Here is a 15,461-nt window from a genome sequence, read left to right as displayed (position 1 = left end):
CTATGGCTAATTATTCATTCGCAAGACCAGAGTACACAGAAGCCGCAAAGTCATGGCAGCTTGTCAAAGACTGCGTGGCTGGCAGCAAGGCGGTTAAGGCGCATGGCACTCTATACCTGCCAATGCCTGACCCAACCAATGACAGCGATGAGAACAAGGAACGCTACGAAACTTTGCTGAAGCGGGCCATGTTCCTGAACATCACCGGGCGCACGCGTCAGGGGCTGATTGGCGCAGTATTCCGCAAAACCGCCGAGGTTGATTTGCCGGATTCGGTGGAATATCTCATCGAGAACGCCAGCGGCGACGGCACGAGCCTTGAGCAGCTATCCAAAGAGGCTGTAGGTGAAGATTTGGATACCGGACGCGGCGGCTTCTTTGTTGACTATCCGCCACTGGAAGCACCAGAAGGAGCCAGGCCGACACGAGCGCAAACCGCTGGTCGTAATGCTCACATCCATATCTATGACGCCTTTGGCATTATCAACTGGCGTGAGGATGTGATTGATGGGGTGCGCAAGCTTACTATGGTGGTGCTGGTTGAATGCTACAACGAAGACGAAAGCGACGAATTCAACTTCAACACTAAAATGCAGTATCGGGCACTCACTTTGCAGGACGGCAAGTACCGTCACAGGCTGTGGCATGAAGGCGACCCGTACGATGCTCCGGTTCTGGACGTTTATCCCACCGACTATAACGGCAACGCATTTGACCATATCCCGTTCCACTTCTTTGGGGCTGAGAGTAACGACTCGCGCATCGACAAGGCGCCGCTGGAAGACCTGGCTGATGTGAACATTCTTCACTACGGCAACAGTGCTACGGTGGAGGAGTCAGGATTCATCAGCAGTCAGCCGACGCTGTTCTTCACAACTGACATTGCTCAGGACGAGTTCGAGAAATGGAACCCTAACGGCATTCAAATCGGCTCAACCTGCGGCTACAGCCTCGGGAAGTCCGGCTCAGCAACACTGGTGCAGGCCAATGAAAGCCAGCTAGCTCTGAAGCTGATGCAGGAGAAAGAGAACCAGATGCTGATGATTGGCGCCCGCATCGTGCAGCAGGCGTCGAATCAGGAGACAGCAGAGGCCGCTCGCATTCGTTACAGCAGCGATAACAGTGTTCTGGGTACGATTGCCGGAAACGTCAGTGAAGCTCTGAAGTTGGCGATTCTCGACGCTCAGCTCTATATGTCCGGCATCTCTGACGCAGAGGGAACCACCTTCTGGCTCAATCAGGAATTCTTCGATGAGACGATGGATGCACAGATGATTCTGGCTCAGGTTCAGCTGTGGCAGCAGGGTTTCATTGCGAAGAAAGACCTGCGCGTTAACCTGCGTCAGGCTGGCATTATTGAAGCCGACCGCACAGATGAAGATATTGACGCTGACCGCTCTGATGAGCCCGCAGTTGAAGGCGATACGGTAACAACTGAGGAATAACCATGAGCGCAGACGGTTACATAACAGATGCCGCCACGCGCCATCAGGTTTACGTACAGCGATTCGGTAGTGGCCTGGCAGGTAAGGCGGCTAAGTTTGTTCGCAAAGCTATCAGGCGCGCTAAAGAGGCTGTTAGCGAAGGCCTCAGCCAGTACGCCACCGCTCGCTATAACCGGCAGATTGAAACGCTCAGGATTGACCTGAACGCTATATACGGCCAGTTAAGCGAGCAGCAGAAGCTCGACTTGGGCGAGTTCGCGCAATACGAATTCACCTTCAACAGCAAGCTGCTCGGTCAAATCGTTAAAGCGTCTGTACGCCTCGCTGAGCCTTCAGCAGAGATGATAGCCGCTGCTGTACTCGCTGACCCGTTAGAGCTTGCTGTGGGTAAGGGCAGGCAGGTTATCGACATCACTGGGGCGCTGGCGCAGTTCGGCAGCAAGAAAACGGCAGATATCCTCAGTGAAATAGCCATCGGCTCATCGCTTGGCGAGACTCAGAAACAGATCATCCGGCGCCTGACCTCGCTGGGCGTGTCTCATGAGGAGCAGGTCGGCTCTCTGGTCAGAACGATGACCAACCATGTCGCCTCGTCTGCCCGGGCGCAAACGCTGAAGCAGAATGACGACATCCTGCAAGGGCATCGGTGGATATCAACACTGGACGGGCGAACAACGCCGGTATGCCGGGCGCGTGACAGAAACGTATACCCTCTGGATGGGCCAAAACCTCCAGCACATTGGGGGTGTAGGTCGTCAATCGTACCGGTTCTCAAGCCTGAGTATCAGCGAGAGATTCCCGGCAGCACGCGACCATCAAAAGGGCCGGACGGCGTAGAGCAGGTCAGCAGCAACACCAGTTACGGTGACTGGCTGGCAAGGCAGCCCGCAGCATTCCAGAAAGAGGTGCTAGGGCCAGCTCGCTACAGACTGTTCAGCAAAGGCGAACTGAGCATTGATCGCTTCGTTGATGACAACGGCAAGCAGTACACCCTCGACCAACTCAAAGAATTAGAGCCGCATGCCTTCGAGCTTGCTGGCCTTGAATGAGGTAAAGGCATGGAAATTCCAAAGTCATGGAAGTGGAGAGACGAAAAGCGGCATCTGGTAGCTGAGATTAATGACGGAGACACACCGCTTGTAGTTTACAAATACTGGCTTAGTCACAAGCAGCGATGGTCCTATAAAACAGAGCCAAAAAGCATCATCGAGTATGAGTTAAGCCTGCTCGAGAGAGATAAAGACTAGGTCGCCAATGCGGCCTTTTTATTGCCTAAAAATCACATCTGAACGCTGGCTGGGCCAGCACACATCCATTCAGGAGAATGTATGCCACTTAAGTATCAGCTTACCGCTGAGGAATACGCTCAGCTCGATGAAGCCAAACAGGCGCTATATGCCCTACAGGGTGACGTTTATATCTGCCAGATTGAAGGTATTCCACAGGAAGACGTTTCCGGCCTAAAAGCACAGCTTGACCGCCTGCTTAACGAGAAAAAGACCGAGCAGGAGAAGCGCCGTCAGGCTGAAGAGCAGGCCCGCCGCGAAGCTGAAGAAAAGGCTAAAGCAGAAGGCGACTATAAGCAGCTGTTCGAAAGCTCACAGGCGAAAACCAGTGAATGGGAACAGCGCTATACCCAGCTACAGCAATCCATTGAGCAGCGCGACATCAACCTGGCCGCCACCCGAATTGCTACAGCAATCGCTGACGGGGCCAATGCTGAAATCCTCACTGAGTTCATTGCCCGACGCCTGAAAGTGTCGGACGGTCAGGTGCGTGTTACTGACGAGGCAGGCAATTTGTCGGTTGGTTCGCTGGCCGACCTCCAAAGAGAGTTTGAAACCGCTCCGCGTTACGCATCCCTCGTGCGCGGCAGTCAGGCAGGTGGCGGCGGGGCCGCGCCTAAGAGTGGTGACCGGGTTACCAAAACATGGGAGCAATTAACCGGCATGGAGCGCGTAGAGCTTCGCCGAAACAACCCCGCCGAACATGCCCGACTTAAAGCGGCGCATGAGGCATCTAAATAAGGATTTAAGCAATGCCAACCATTCTTTCCGACGTCGTCTTTCGTGATGAGCTGCGCGACTATATGCAGGTTAACACTGCAGAGCGGACCGCGTTCTTCCAGTCAGGCATTCTGACCACCAATAACGACATGACTACGCTGCTCGCCAGTCCATCCAATACTTTCACCATTCCGTGGTGGGTCGATCTGGATGCGTCCATCGAGTCCAACTACTCGAACGATGTGTACACCGATATCGCCGTGCCGCTGGCGGTGACCAGCTCCGAGATGCAGGCCCGCGCCGCCTATCTCAACGAGGGTTGGGCCGCGATGAATCTGGTGAAAAACATCACCAATCAGGATCCGCTTGAGTTTGTAGCTAACCGCCTCATCAGCTACTGGCAGCGTGTAGCTCAGCGCCGCGCTATTGCCTCTGTGGTAGGCATCTATAACGACAACGTCGCAAGTAACGGCGGCGATATGGTCGTGGATGCTGGCGGTACTATCAGTGCTGCAGCCATCATTCGCGCCAAGGCCACCATGGGTGACTATACCGGTCAGCTTGGCGGTTTGAGCGTAATTGCTATGCACTCTGCGGTTTATACCGAGTTGCAGCTTCTCAACCTCATCGACTTCACCCCCCTGGCTGACCAGATTCCTGAATTCGGTCGCTTCCAGGGTATGCGCGTGGTCGTTGATGACAGCATGCCAATTCTGCCGGCTGTAGAAGCCGATCCGGACGCCACTCCGCCGGTTGCAGCCGTTCCTGCCCGCTATTTGTCCGTTATCTTTGGACCAGGTGCGCTGGGTTATGCGGAGCGTCAGCCTGCAGGTGAGGACGGTCTGGAATACGCGCGCGAGCCAGAGCGTGGCAACGGTGGTGGCGCTGAAACGCTGTGGACCCGTCGTGATTTCGTCATTCATCCGCTGGGATACTCATTCCTCAGCACCACTATTACCGGCACCCCAAGCACCACGCGCCCAATCTCAGCCAACTGGGCTGACCTGGCTCTGGCTACCAACTGGGAACGCAAGTTCGACCGTAAGCAGGTGCCGCTGGCGTTCGTAACCTCTACTGTCGCAGCCTAATCAACCGCGCCCCGGCTATCCGGGGCTTCATGAGGAGGTCATCATGACCGTAGCAAAAGACAATTACATCGACCCAAACAGCAAAGCCCGCTGGGGATTTGGTTCTGATGGCAAGCAGGTAACAGTTGGACCGGAGACAGTCGGTGAGACCGGCGGCGTTGACCATGCCCGCAATGAGCCCAAGGACGAAGGTGCTGTAAACAATGGCGGCGGTGAAAACTCGGAGGCAAAGAAAGCCACCAGGTCAACCAAAACCAGCAAGTAATCATCCGGGGCTTCGGCCCCATTTAGCCCGGGAGTGAACATGGCAACGTACATAACCGTCGCTGATGTGGATGAATTGCTCGGTGCTGACTGGGCGCCAGCAGAGAAAAAAGCGAAGGCGGTGCTTCAGGCTAATGCTTATCTCACAGCGCTTAATCTGCAGGGCATTACTGACGCAACCCCTGACGATGTGAAGATGGCTGGCGCGTTTCTTGCCTCTGCTTCGGCTGCAGGCGTGCTCTATAAGCAGCAGGTTGAATCCGGTGCGCTGACCAGTAAAACGGTCGATGCCGATGGGGTAAGAGTGACGAAAAGTTACGCTTCATCTCAGTCTGTAGGAAACACGTCACTGCCTGAAGACGTTCAGTTGGCTCTCGCCCTGCTTAAACCATGGCGCAGCAATCCTCTCGCTTTCAGGGTGTACCGCTAATGGGTATTCGAGACGAACTACAGGCTGAAATAGCAGAGGCATTCGACACTGACCTTGCCGACGCTGTGTATGACTTCACAGGCAGCTACACGGTTCAGGCAGGATGGGACCCGGTAACGGAAACCGGCGGCGAGACAACAGTCAGCTACACCGGCCGCGGCGTTCTGTCACGCTATGAACTGAGTCGTATCGATGGCGTGAACATCCTCCATGGTGACCTCAGGCTGACCGCGCTGGCTAATGAGGTGACAAATATTCCTGGTGAAGGGCATGTAATCACGGCGCCAGACCTCGCGACAGGGAGCCCGCAAGTCTACCGCATCGTGACCCTGACGGCTGACCCTGCATCTGCCACCTACCGCATGCAGCTGAGGAGGAAGTGATGGCTAAAGGATGGGATAACGACCCGACCTTGTTTGCCGGACTGGTTGAGGAAGATGTTGGTAAGAAGCTCCGCATCATCTCGATGGCGCTGCTCACTGAAATTGTTCAACGGTCTCCGGTGGATACTGGCCGCTTCCGTAACAATAACGTGGTAAGCCTTGGCTCAGCTGATTACGGACAACTGGAAGGGGGCGACAAATCAGGGGCAGAAGCAATCCAGCGTGGAAGTGCTGTAATTGCTAATGGAAAACCTTATTCGGTCATCTATATCCAGAACAACCTGCCATACGCTGAGACGCTGGAAAACGGCCATTCACAGCAGGCTCCCGCAGGCGTCTACGGCGTTTCATTCCACGGTGTAACTCAGGCCTACAAATGACCCTCACAGAAATCAGAAACGCTGTCATCACGCGCATGACGGCGCAGACGGCTATTGCCTCTGAGGATGTGCGCTACCCCAACGATAAAACCTATGACCCGTCAGGCAAAGCTATCTGGGCGCGGCTGACCAATATCCCTGGTTTGGCAGCGGCGAATGAAATCGGCGCCGGGCCTGTTGTGCAGCGAACGGGGATTGTTGTTATCCAAATTTTTGTGCCAGCTGGTTCCGGCTCGCTACTCATCACGCAGACCGCCGACAAGCTTTGCGAGCTATTTGAGTTCCAGACTGACGGGCGGCTGGATTACTTCTCTGTATCAGCTGTAGATGCCGGTGAAACAGATGGCTGGGCGCAGATGAATATTCAAATACCTTACCGCGCCGTGTAGGGCGCACAATTCTGGAGAAACATTATGAGTTCAGGCGCTAAGGTCGTTACCGCGTATATTCGCGAAACCACGCCCGGCACGACGCCATCTACAGGCACATGGAACCTGCTGAAGCGCAGTAGCTTCGGTGTGGGCCCATCTCAAAACATGATCGACAATGATGAAATCGGCGGCTCTCGCATGGCGCAGGGACGCTCGACCGGTACTGTCGATGTCGGTGGTGATGTCGGAACAAAATTCCGCTGGGGCCAGCATGATGACTTTCTCGCATCATGCTTTGGCGCTGAGTGGGATGACGACACGCTCACAATGGGTAACGATCGCATTGCGTTCTCGGTCGCATCATACGCTGAGGATATTGGCGTCGCATCCATTGCCCGCGGCTGTCAGGTCGGCACTTTCCAACTGGCAATTCCAAATGACGGCGATATCACTGCCACGGTAACTTTCGCCGGGCTGGGCTTCGATTCAAAAGCTGATGACACCAGTTACTTTTCTAACCCGGTCGATAATGCTGGCGAGCTGCGTTACACCTTTAAACAGGTTACCGCTATCTCCCTGAATGGCGTGTCCGGCGGGGAAGGCTTCTGCGTTGATACCTTCAACATCCAGTTCGATAACAACCTGCAGACGCAACGCTGTATCGGCAGCGGCAACCCGTTCGCCGGCGCCAACATCCCGACCACTTTTACCCCATCTGGCAGCATCACGCTGTCCTGGTCGAAGGATGCCTATAACGCCTGGAGTAAAACACTGACCGGCGGCACGATGCCTTTCAGTTTCACGCTGGAAAATGACGAAGGGAAATACGTGTTTGATTTCCCGGCGGTGCAGGTAGATGGGGACTGGCCGGACGGTGGCAACACCGATATCGTGCAGGTTCAGCTGAATATCACCGCAGCAGATACGCCGCCAACTATCACCCGTGCAGAAATCACTCCGTCAACTGGCATCACAGTTACACCTGCCACATCAACTGGCGCGGTCGGCTCGACAGTAACCCTTACCGCAAACCTCACGCCGTCCGATGCTACGGATACAGTCCAGTGGGAGTCTTCTGACCCATCGGTAGCAACCGTTGCTTCAACCGGACAGAAAACAGCAGAGGTAACGCGCGTGGCAGAGGGTAGCGCAACCATAACGGCTAAAGTGCGCACATTCACCGCCACCACAGCCATCACGGTTAACGCAGCTCCTTAATTTTGATTGCCCGCCCGGTGAGGCGGGCCGCTCACAGGGATAAATATGCTCATTCTCAAAACACCAAAATTTGACGCCAACTCAGAACGCTGGATTGAACCCATGGAAGGCCTGAAGCTGAAAGTATGCGCCATCAGTAATCCGGCATTTCGCTCTCATAATGCGATGGTGCGGCGCCATATCAGCAAGCTGGACGACCGATTTAAGGTAGGGACTCCTGAGTTCAATCCGGCTGAAATCGACGTTACAGACATCTCTGATGACCTGCTGATTGATTCTGTTGCCAAGCATCTCTTGCTGGACTGGGAAGGCGTTGGCGAAGAGGTTGATGGCAAGGAGCAGGCTGTCGATTACACCCCTGAGAAGGGCAAGGCGCTCATGCTGCAGCATCCAGAACTGTACTGGGCTGTGCTGAGTACCGCTTCGGACATTGCGGAAGGCAAGGAAGAGCAGAAGAAAGAAACGGTGGGAAAGTCCTCGAAGCCCAAAGCTGGCTGAGGCAGTTCGGCGGAGAGCAGGGCGAAAAGAACCGCTGGCGACGCGAAAAACTAGGGCTGCCGGCAATACCTGAGCCGGATGTTGATGGCGTATGCACGGAGATACTCAACGCCTACGCCGTCATCACCCGCGGTCGGAAATATACAGGCATGGCCGCTACGCCGCTTCCCCTGAGCCTGGATGACATCAATGTCTATCTGAGAATGAAGCCGCTGCAAATCGACCCGGAAGAGTTCGAGGCAGCTATCTTTGCTCTGGATGACGCCGACCGGACGGAGTGGGAGCGGAAGCAGGGGGAAACAAGTAGCCCACTCAGGTGGGCTTGTTCATTTTGCGATAGGCTCCATATCATAAATATCATCATCAATAATCGCCTTGATGATATAACCTTGGCCCGCATCCTTGGTCAAAACAGCCACTGATGGTGAATAAGCGTAGTGATAGTGGTACGTTTGGCAGGAGAGTACCCACCCATTTAGCAGTTTGATTTTTTTGTCATATTCACAGCCCTCAAAATCTCCATCGACTCGAGTTACTGCGGTAACGGTATAACCTTCAAGCCCGCTAAAATTCTCGGCATTAAGAGCAAGAGCTGGAGCTGATAATGAGATCAGGATTGCTGCTACAAAGGGGGAATTCATTTTTATCCTTTGATACGTGCTGTTGAGGGTGATCAGCTGGGATTTTTGTTTTTAGAATTAGGGTCGTAACCTTCTATCACGTCCTTCATCGCGCTCTCTAAAACCTCATCGATCAACAACCGAAGATCAGACTTCTTCATAATTACGGTGGCGTCTTCTGATTGAGGGTATGGGTCTTTATCAGCATTAACCCAAGCTTCTATAGCCGCAACCATCTCCGCGTTAGCTGATCGCTTATTCCTTTCGGCCATTACGGCGATGTGTTCTTTTAACTCTTCAGGGAGCCTTAGGTTTACTTGAGGGTGTCTGTACTTTCTTTCAGCCATAGCTACCGCACGAGCGACCTTTAGATGCCCACGCGTCCCCATTTTAAAATTGATAATTGAACGAATATTAACTGCATACCTATTGACTAGCAATGCGTACCAAAATACTATGTATGCATACCAAATACATATGGAGTTAAAAATGAAAGTTAAAACACTGCGGATGCCTGAGTGGCTTGAGAAGGTGATGGAGGAGTTGGCGCAAAAGGGTGATCGCTCTTTTAGCAAGGAGGCGGTGAGGGCGATGAGAGAGTATGCAGAACGCCAAGGTGTGAAGTGCCCAGAATGACAGAAGCCCAACGGTGGTCAGACCGTCAGGCTTCATTAACCGAAAATCCCCAGCAAGGAATTAACGATATGAACATTGTAGCTAAAACAGGAATGAACTTCCACGGTGTCAGCCTGCAACCAGTCGCAAATCTTGATGGCATCTGGCTCACTGCCAGCCAGATCGGTGATGCGCTTCAGTATGCAGATGACAAGGCGGTTCAGCGCATTTATACCCGCCACGCTGATGAATTTACTGAGCAAATGACCGGGGTGGTCAAAGTGACCACCCCTTATGGAGAGCAAATGGCCCGCGCATTTTCTCTTCGCGGTGCCCACCTGATAGCAATGTTCGCCCGTACGCCTGTAGCCAAAGAGTTTCGTCGCTGGGTCTTGGATATTCTGGATCGCGAAGTCGCTACCCACATGCCAGAAGCATCGACCCCAAGCGATCGGGAAAAACACGCTTACCATGTAGAGGCGCTCTTTACTCACTATGAGGTGATGTATGAGGCATGGAAAACCCAGATAGAGCCAGCCCTGCGTGCTATTGAGTCACCACTGGCGGGGCGGCTTTGCGACAGATTCGCTGACGGAAAAATCTTCATGAATTTTGTAAAGCGGGATGCTGCTAAACAGCTACTGCAGGGAGAAGAAGCACGGATTCGCTAAAAAGAAAAACCGCCAGTGGCTGCTGGCGGTCTACATCAACTACTGATTGGAGTTTGACATGCAACAATCAACATCAACTGCTGTAAATGTAGCACCGATGAACACGGTTGTCGATCCCCTCGATTGCCCTGTTATTGAATGGCAAGGGGTAAGAGTAGTCACCACGGAGACGCTAGCGAAGGGGTACGGGACGGAAGAAAAGAACATCCGCATGAACCTTTCTAATAATAAGGCTCGGTTCACTGAAAACGTGCATTTCTTCATAGCAAGAGGGAAACCATTAACCGATTTGCGAGCCAATATGGTTGGCTCACAAATTTCCAGTAAAGCTCGCGCTGTTACGCTTTGGACCGAGAAGGGCGCAGCTCGCATGTCAAAGATTGTTGATACTGACGCTGCTTGGTTGTTCTTCGAAAAGTTGGAAGATGCTTACTTCCGGCCGCCAGTAAAAAGCATTCTACCTCAGACCTATGAACAAGCACTTGAGGATTTGCTGGCCAAAGTCAAAGAGAATCGGCTTCTGGAGCAACAGCGCGACAGGGCGGTCAAAGAAAAGCTGTGGATTGCCGAAAAGCGAGAAGCTACTGCCATGGCGACTGCTTCCGTTGCAGTACGGCAAAGGAATAAGCTTGCTGAACGCCTGGGTGAAAGCAAAAACTACGCCGCCATCATTCCGGTAGAGAAAAAGACAGGTCAGAAGTTTAAGTGGCACCCCCTGCGCAAGTGGTGTATCGAGAATGACAAGCAGCCTCATGAAGTTGACGACCCACGCTTCGGGACAGTGAAGTCTTGGCCTCGTGAGGCATGGCTCGCTGTTTACGGTGTAGATATTGGCAAGATCTTCTGATTATAAGCATTAGAACAAACCCGCTTAACTGCGGGTTTCTTGCTTCCCTTTGCCTTCTATCCTCGCTAGGATTTATCTCACTTGTTACTGATGGGGATAGGGATGTGAAGAGAATAATTCTAATGGTTATGGCCGGTTTATTGTTATCAGGATGCGATAACTCCAACGATGTTAAAGCTGTGTCTCCGCAGTCAGAACAGTCAAAGGCAGAGCGACCAAAGCCAGAATCAGCAAAATTTGATTGTAACAACGGCAGTGTCTCTCTTGAGTGCCATATAACCGCCGGCGATCAGTTGGGAAGCGGAAAATGGAGGCATGCAAAGCTTAATTTATCAGGCAGCGACGCCTCGCTCATTGTCGATGGTGAGTCTTTTTACAAAGACGATGTGAACTCATACTTTGCTGATGGAGAAAGAGTTACAACCTTTGGCATGAAGGGGATTCAGAAAAGCAAAGCAGAGATAACATTAACTAGCGCGAATGAAGGGTCAAGACTAAGTGTTAATGTTTGGGATGAGAACGGAAAGCTAATGCTTACCTCTTCAAGATAGTAATTAAATCATTATGAACCTCGCTTCGGCGGGGTTTTTTTATGCCCGGAGAAAACATGGCCGAACAACAATCTCGTCTTGCGATTGTCATTGACAGCACGGGCGCCCAGCGCAATGCCGAAGGTTTAGCCGGCGCTCTGAATAGAATGACTCAGGCAGGTCAGAAGGCAGCGGATAGCGCCGGCAGGACGGCAAAAGCTACCGATCAGGAAGCAAGATCACTCTCTGATTTGCTGGATAAAATTGACCCGGTAAACGCCGCGCTCAACCGCCTGGATCACCAGCAGCGGCAGCTTGCTAAATTTCAGGCCAAAGGCTTTATCGATACCGACACATTCAGCGAATATTCCAAGAAAATTGAGGAGACGCGAAACAGACTCACTGGGTTCTCAGAAACTGTCGGCAAGGCCGGTATTTCATCCAGACAAGCAGCCTATCAGATGCGCATGATTCCCGCACAGATGACAGACATAGCAGTAAGTCTGGCAGGAGGTCAAAGCCCTTTCATGGTGCTTTTGCAGCAGGGTGGACAGCTTAAGGATATGTTCGGCGGTATAGGCCCTGCAGCGCGAGCTGTTGGGGCATACGTTGGCGGCTTGGTAAACCCTCTCACTGCTGCTGCCGCTGCCACGGGGGCGCTCGCTCTGGCTTATTATCAGGGAAGTGAAGAGCAAGAGCAGTTTTATAAAACACTGGTGCTTACTGGAAATGCCGCAGGAAAAACATCCGGCCAGTTGATGGATATGGCAGACCAGATAGCTCGCAGCACAGGCTCAACGCGCGGCATGGCCGCATCAGTTTTAAATCAGGTCGCATCAAGCGGTAAAGTGGCTGGTGATTCACTGGAAGTTGTCTCAACAGCTGTCGTAAACATGAGTAAGGTCACTGGCCAGTCAGTGGATCAACTCGTATCTGATTTTGACAAAATTGCTGGAAGCCCACTGGACTCTATCTCCAAGTTGAATGATCAGTATCACTTTCTTTCGCTTGCAGTCTATAACCAGATAAAAGCTCTTCAGGATGAAGGTAACCAGCAAGAAGCAGCAAGGCTGGCTACAGAAACGTATGCCGCAACCATGAATCGGCGCGCCAAAGACATTCACGATAACCTAGGGTTCGTTGAAACGGCCTGGAATTCGTTAGGGGCTGCAGCAAAGTCAGCATGGGATCAAATGCTGAATGTAGGGCGCGAGTCTACACTTCAGGAAAAGCTCGAAGCGGCCAAGAATGCCGCTCAGCAGCAGGCTAGCGGGCTAGGGAATGGTTTATGGAATACATATGGAGTAAATAGTGCTTCAGGCACAGGAGCGGCAGCTGAAGTAAGCATTCTGCAAAATGTCATTAATTTACAGAATGACATGACAAGCGCAATAGCCGCAGGTCAGGCTGCGCAGGATAAGTCCATAAAAACCCAGCAGGAAGCTGACAGGGTTAATCAGCAGTACCTGACTAATGCAGACCGGCGGGTTAAGGCCATTAGGCAGCAAAATGATTTCCTTAAGGCTGGCGCTATCACTCAGGAGCAATACGCTAAAAATATTGCCCGCATCAATGATATTTATAAAGACCCGCAGCAGCCAAAAGGCCACGCATACCCTGAAGATGCGGGCGCCCGGATGCTCGACCAGCTACGTCAGCAACAGCAAGTGTTACTCAGCCAGTACGATACCAGTGACAAGATCGGCACTCAGCAACAGGCGCTCATCAAGTGGGAGCAACAACTGGCTGATATCAAGACCAAGCAGACGCTAACCGCTGACCAGAAATCGCTGCTCGCGAGTGCCGACCTCATCACTGCGCAACTGCAGCAGAACGCGGCGCTGGAGAAGCAAATCGAGACTCGCGAGAAGCTGCTGGCGCTGGATAAAGCCCGGGCTGACATTGAGCGCACCATCACCAACCGGCAAAGCCAGTATGCAACAGACGAGCTTTTTGCCGGCGGCGGGCTCAGCCAGTACGAGCAGCAGCAGTACACGCAACGCCTCTCCCTTGAGCAATCCTACAACGACAAAATCACTCAGCTGCGCCAGCAAAGGGCATCGGCGACGAGTGACATTGCCCGCGAAGAGATTGACCAGGAGATTCAGCTTCAGCAGCAGGCATTGCAGACTGAGCTTAGCAACTACGATGCGCACATTCAGCGGATGAATGAAGCTCGCGGGTCTTTTACTGCCGGTGCATCCCGTGCGTGGCAGGAATATCAGGACAGCGCGACCAATGTGTCAGCAATGTCAGAGCAGCTATTCACGAATGCTTTTACTGGCATGGAAGACTCTCTGGTCAGCTTTGTCACTACAGGCAAAGTATCCTTTAGCGACTTCGCCAACTCGGTTCTCTCCGATATAGCACGCATTGCAGCCCGTCAGGCTCTGGTCGGGTTGGGTACCAGCATCTTCAGTGCTGCAGGCGGCATGTTTTCCGGCGGTGCTGCAGCATCTGCCTCCAGCTCATCGAGTAATGCCTTTTCCAGTGGTGCCTATAACAACCTCAGCCTGAACGCGAAAGGTGGGGTTTATGATTCGCCATCACTAAGCGCTTACAGTGGCGGCATCTACGACTCTCCGAAGTTCTTTGCTTTCGCTAAAGGTGCAGGGGTGTTCGGTGAGGCTGGTCCCGAAGCAATCATGCCGCTGAAGCGCGGGCCGGACGGCTCCCTGGGTGTTCAGCTGCACAGCGGCGGCCAGGCATCAGGAGGCAGCGTTGGTGACATCATCATTCAGCAGACTATCCACGTCTCCGGTAATGGCGATGCGGCGCTACAGAAGGCAATGGAGGAAGCTGCGCGTAAAGGGGCAAATGACGGCGCCAAACGAGCCCGTCAGGATATGCTGCAGGATTTCCAGAACAGAGGACAGGCGCGTCGCCTGTTGGGAGTGTAACTCAGGAGTAAACAATGGCGGATGTACTTGAATGGCCCGGCCCCAATCCTTCCTCGCTTAACTGGCATCTCGAATCAAACACCAAAACCTTCCGCTCTCCCTTTAATGGTGCTTCGCAGGTTGTCCGCTTTCCCGGCTCTCGCTGGAAATGCACGGTCGAGTATTCAGTGCTGGAAGAGGCTCAGTCCCGAAAAATTGAAGCAGTCCTGGCTGCGCTGGATGGCGAATATGGTCGCGTTCGGATTCGGGACTGGGGCAGGGATGGTAAAGCGCCGGCGGGGAGTCCTGTTGTGTCAGACCCTGACCAGACCGGCGCCACGCTTTCAACCAAAGGGTGGACTGCAAACACGGTGGTGCTGCGTGCGGGTGATTATCTGACAGTGAACTCGGAGCTGAAAAAAGTGACTGCGGACGTCAAGAGTAATGCTTACGGTGTGGCAGTAATCCCCATTGCGCCGATGCTGCGGTCTTCGCCAGCAGCGAACAGTGCGGTCGAAGTGAAACAACCATGGGGAATTTTCAAGCTGGCAGATAACTCACAGGGATCATATGCCAGGGCGCCGGGCGGTGTAACGTCAATGACGATTGAATTTGAGGAGGCGTTTTAATGCTTTATTCCCCGTTTTCTGACTCCATGGTCGACTGGCTTTCACGCGACCGCGTGACGGTAGTCATTGCTGCGAACATCCAGTTCGAATCAGGCACGGTTTATGTGCATTCAGGAACCGGCCCGCTGGTTCTCAATGGTTTTGTTTATTATGGCATGGGGCGCCTGGGTGCCATTGATGATGTCAGCGAAACCAATACAACCAGCCCCACGCAGTTAAAAATGACGCTTTCCGGTCTGGATATGGCGCTGTTCGCCAGCACCCTGAATGAGCGGTGTGTAGGTCGGCCGGCAGAGATATATCTGGTTGCGATTGACGACAACGGCAAGCCGCAGGTGGCAGATCTCATCTTCAAGGGTAAGGTCTCCAGCACAGGGGCGACGGCCGGAGAAACCAATGCGCTTCAATACACTGTCAGCAATATCTTTGAGGACTGGCAACGTCCATTTCCGGATCGCTATACCGATGAGTCACATCAGGCGGCAGAGCCCGGAGACCGGATTTTTCGCTATGTAGCGCAGATGTCAGAACGCTCTATTTTCTGGGGCAGTAAAAAGGATGCCCCAGGCTTTACCTATTCGTGAGGT

General features: G+C 53.1%; 20 protein-coding genes. 18 read left to right on the top strand and 2 right to left on the bottom strand.

Annotation, left to right across the window (positions count from 1 at the left end; all coding sequences use genetic code 11):
• Positions 1 to 2 precede the first annotated feature (2 nt).
• The 11 genes from C2E16_RS11660 to C2E16_RS11605 all read left to right on the top strand — a co-directional run bounded on the left by C2E16_RS11660 (position 3) and on the right by C2E16_RS11605 (position 8,083).
• The gene (locus C2E16_RS11660) at positions 3 to 1,445 is read left to right on the top strand and encodes a DUF4055 domain-containing protein (protein WP_084970163.1); all 1,443 of its coding nucleotides are present in this window, start codon (positions 3 to 5) and stop codon (positions 1,443 to 1,445) included.
• 2 nt (positions 1,446 to 1,447) lie between these two features.
• Positions 1,448 to 2,494 (top strand): minor capsid protein, encoded by a 1,047-nt coding sequence (locus tag C2E16_RS11655; RefSeq protein ID WP_084970164.1) that lies wholly within the window; start codon positions 1,448 to 1,450, stop codon positions 2,492 to 2,494.
• A gap of 279 nt (positions 2,495 to 2,773) precedes the next feature.
• Positions 2,774 to 3,472, top strand: coding sequence for a hypothetical protein (locus tag C2E16_RS11645; protein ID WP_084970166.1), 699 nt, complete (start codon positions 2,774 to 2,776; stop codon positions 3,470 to 3,472).
• A gap of 11 nt (positions 3,473 to 3,483) precedes the next feature.
• Positions 3,484 to 4,539 carry a hypothetical protein gene (locus tag C2E16_RS11640; RefSeq protein WP_084970167.1) on the top strand — a complete coding sequence of 352 codons (1,056 nt, stop codon included), beginning with the start codon at positions 3,484 to 3,486 and terminating at the stop codon, positions 4,537 to 4,539.
• 43 nt (positions 4,540 to 4,582) lie between these two features.
• On the top strand, positions 4,583 to 4,804 hold the full coding sequence (locus tag C2E16_RS11635) for a hypothetical protein (protein ID WP_084970168.1): 222 nt from the start codon (positions 4,583 to 4,585) through the stop codon (positions 4,802 to 4,804).
• 39 nt (positions 4,805 to 4,843) lie between these two features.
• Positions 4,844 to 5,233 carry a protein singed gene (locus C2E16_RS11630; RefSeq protein WP_084970169.1) on the top strand — a complete coding sequence of 130 codons (390 nt, stop codon included), beginning with the start codon at positions 4,844 to 4,846 and terminating at the stop codon, positions 5,231 to 5,233.
• Positions 5,233 to 5,616 carry a glutamate 5-kinase gene (locus C2E16_RS11625; protein ID WP_084970170.1) on the top strand — a complete coding sequence of 128 codons (384 nt, stop codon included), beginning with the start codon at positions 5,233 to 5,235 and terminating at the stop codon, positions 5,614 to 5,616. The genes C2E16_RS11630 and C2E16_RS11625 overlap by 1 nt, the downstream gene beginning before the upstream one ends.
• A complete protein-coding gene (locus tag C2E16_RS11620; protein ID WP_084970171.1) occupies positions 5,616 to 5,996 on the top strand; it encodes a hypothetical protein in 381 nt (126 codons plus the stop codon). The genes C2E16_RS11625 and C2E16_RS11620 overlap by 1 nt, the downstream gene beginning before the upstream one ends.
• On the top strand, positions 5,993 to 6,385 hold the full coding sequence (locus C2E16_RS11615) for a phage tail terminator-like protein (RefSeq protein ID WP_084970172.1): 393 nt from the start codon (positions 5,993 to 5,995) through the stop codon (positions 6,383 to 6,385). The genes C2E16_RS11620 and C2E16_RS11615 overlap by 4 nt, the downstream gene beginning before the upstream one ends.
• Positions 6,386 to 6,409: 24 nt before the next feature.
• A complete protein-coding gene (locus C2E16_RS11610; protein ID WP_084970173.1) occupies positions 6,410 to 7,585 on the top strand; it encodes a phage tail tube protein in 1,176 nt (391 codons plus the stop codon).
• Positions 7,586 to 7,630: 45 nt separating this feature from the next.
• Entirely contained in the window at positions 7,631 to 8,083 is a 453-nt protein-coding gene (locus C2E16_RS11605; protein ID WP_084970174.1) for a hypothetical protein, read from the top strand.
• A 326-nt stretch (positions 8,084 to 8,409) separates the two neighbouring features.
• On the opposite strand, the gene C2E16_RS20845 is transcribed toward C2E16_RS11605, so the two are convergent.
• Positions 8,410 to 8,724, bottom strand: a complete 315-nt coding sequence (locus tag C2E16_RS20845) for a hypothetical protein (protein WP_084970175.1) — start codon at positions 8,722 to 8,724, stop codon at positions 8,410 to 8,412.
• 32 nt (positions 8,725 to 8,756) lie between these two features.
• Positions 8,757 to 9,050, bottom strand: a complete 294-nt coding sequence (locus C2E16_RS11595; protein WP_084970190.1) for an Arc family DNA-binding protein — start codon at positions 9,048 to 9,050, stop codon at positions 8,757 to 8,759.
• A 142-nt stretch (positions 9,051 to 9,192) separates the two neighbouring features.
• On the opposite strand from C2E16_RS11595, the gene C2E16_RS11590 reads away from it, so the two are divergent.
• From C2E16_RS11590 to C2E16_RS11565, 7 genes are all read left to right on the top strand, one after another.
• Positions 9,193 to 9,339, top strand: coding sequence for a DNA-binding protein (locus C2E16_RS11590; protein ID WP_104951501.1), 147 nt, complete (start codon positions 9,193 to 9,195; stop codon positions 9,337 to 9,339).
• Between the two features lie 68 nt (positions 9,340 to 9,407).
• Positions 9,408 to 9,989 carry a BRO-N domain-containing protein gene (locus tag C2E16_RS11585; protein WP_084970176.1) on the top strand — a complete coding sequence of 194 codons (582 nt, stop codon included), beginning with the start codon at positions 9,408 to 9,410 and terminating at the stop codon, positions 9,987 to 9,989.
• 58 nt (positions 9,990 to 10,047) lie between these two features.
• On the top strand, positions 10,048 to 10,836 hold the full coding sequence (locus C2E16_RS11580; protein WP_084970177.1) for an ORF6N domain-containing protein: 789 nt from the start codon (positions 10,048 to 10,050) through the stop codon (positions 10,834 to 10,836).
• 128 nt (positions 10,837 to 10,964) lie between these two features.
• On the top strand, positions 10,965 to 11,387 hold the full coding sequence (locus C2E16_RS20570) for a hypothetical protein (RefSeq protein WP_146107476.1): 423 nt from the start codon (positions 10,965 to 10,967) through the stop codon (positions 11,385 to 11,387).
• A gap of 56 nt (positions 11,388 to 11,443) precedes the next feature.
• Positions 11,444 to 14,266, top strand: coding sequence for a phage tail tape measure protein (locus C2E16_RS11575; protein ID WP_084970178.1), 2,823 nt, complete (start codon positions 11,444 to 11,446; stop codon positions 14,264 to 14,266).
• A gap of 14 nt (positions 14,267 to 14,280) precedes the next feature.
• Complete coding sequence (locus C2E16_RS11570) at positions 14,281 to 14,874, top strand: hypothetical protein (protein WP_084970179.1); 594 nt, start codon at positions 14,281 to 14,283, stop codon at positions 14,872 to 14,874.
• Positions 14,874 to 15,458 (top strand): hypothetical protein, encoded by a 585-nt coding sequence (locus C2E16_RS11565; protein ID WP_084970180.1) that lies wholly within the window; start codon positions 14,874 to 14,876, stop codon positions 15,456 to 15,458. The genes C2E16_RS11570 and C2E16_RS11565 overlap by 1 nt, the downstream gene beginning before the upstream one ends.
• Positions 15,459 to 15,461: the final 3 nt, after the last annotated feature.

It is taken from the genome of Mixta calida (genome assembly GCF_002953215.1).
Classification (GTDB): domain Bacteria; phylum Pseudomonadota; class Gammaproteobacteria; order Enterobacterales; family Enterobacteriaceae; genus Mixta; species Mixta calida.
This window is presented reverse-complemented; position numbering and strand designations above follow the sequence as displayed.

Excerpts from the sequence above, each read along its gene's own strand:
- C2E16_RS11620 (WP_084970171.1), top strand. The coding sequence starts at position 5,616 with ATGGCTAAAGGATGGGATAACGACCCGACCTTGTTTGCCGGACTGGTT.
- C2E16_RS11575 (WP_084970178.1), top strand. The coding sequence starts at position 11,444 with ATGGCCGAACAACAATCTCGTCTTGCGATTGTCATTGACAGCACGGGC.
- C2E16_RS11580 (WP_084970177.1), top strand. The coding sequence starts at position 10,048 with ATGCAACAATCAACATCAACTGCTGTAAATGTAGCACCGATGAACACG.
- C2E16_RS11595 (WP_084970190.1), bottom strand. The coding sequence starts at position 9,050 with ATGGCTGAAAGAAAGTACAGACACCCTCAAGTAAACCTAAGGCTCCCT.
- C2E16_RS11605 (WP_084970174.1), top strand. The coding sequence starts at position 7,631 with ATGCTCATTCTCAAAACACCAAAATTTGACGCCAACTCAGAACGCTGG.
- C2E16_RS11570 (WP_084970179.1), top strand. The coding sequence starts at position 14,281 with ATGGCGGATGTACTTGAATGGCCCGGCCCCAATCCTTCCTCGCTTAAC.
- C2E16_RS11610 (WP_084970173.1), top strand. The coding sequence starts at position 6,410 with ATGAGTTCAGGCGCTAAGGTCGTTACCGCGTATATTCGCGAAACCACG.
- C2E16_RS11640 (WP_084970167.1), top strand. The coding sequence starts at position 3,484 with ATGCCAACCATTCTTTCCGACGTCGTCTTTCGTGATGAGCTGCGCGAC.
- C2E16_RS11590 (WP_104951501.1), top strand. The coding sequence starts at position 9,193 with ATGAAAGTTAAAACACTGCGGATGCCTGAGTGGCTTGAGAAGGTGATG.
- C2E16_RS11645 (WP_084970166.1), top strand. The coding sequence starts at position 2,774 with ATGCCACTTAAGTATCAGCTTACCGCTGAGGAATACGCTCAGCTCGAT.
- C2E16_RS11615 (WP_084970172.1), top strand. The coding sequence starts at position 5,993 with ATGACCCTCACAGAAATCAGAAACGCTGTCATCACGCGCATGACGGCG.
- C2E16_RS11565 (WP_084970180.1), top strand. The coding sequence starts at position 14,874 with ATGCTTTATTCCCCGTTTTCTGACTCCATGGTCGACTGGCTTTCACGC.
- C2E16_RS11660 (WP_084970163.1), top strand. The coding sequence starts at position 3 with ATGGCTAATTATTCATTCGCAAGACCAGAGTACACAGAAGCCGCAAAG.
- C2E16_RS11585 (WP_084970176.1), top strand. The coding sequence starts at position 9,408 with ATGAACATTGTAGCTAAAACAGGAATGAACTTCCACGGTGTCAGCCTG.
- C2E16_RS11630 (WP_084970169.1), top strand. The coding sequence starts at position 4,844 with ATGGCAACGTACATAACCGTCGCTGATGTGGATGAATTGCTCGGTGCT.
- C2E16_RS20570 (WP_146107476.1), top strand. The coding sequence starts at position 10,965 with ATGGCCGGTTTATTGTTATCAGGATGCGATAACTCCAACGATGTTAAA.
- C2E16_RS20845 (WP_084970175.1), bottom strand. The coding sequence starts at position 8,724 with ATGAATTCCCCCTTTGTAGCAGCAATCCTGATCTCATTATCAGCTCCA.
- C2E16_RS11635 (WP_084970168.1), top strand. The coding sequence starts at position 4,583 with ATGACCGTAGCAAAAGACAATTACATCGACCCAAACAGCAAAGCCCGC.
- C2E16_RS11625 (WP_084970170.1), top strand. The coding sequence starts at position 5,233 with ATGGGTATTCGAGACGAACTACAGGCTGAAATAGCAGAGGCATTCGAC.
- C2E16_RS11655 (WP_084970164.1), top strand. The coding sequence starts at position 1,448 with ATGAGCGCAGACGGTTACATAACAGATGCCGCCACGCGCCATCAGGTT.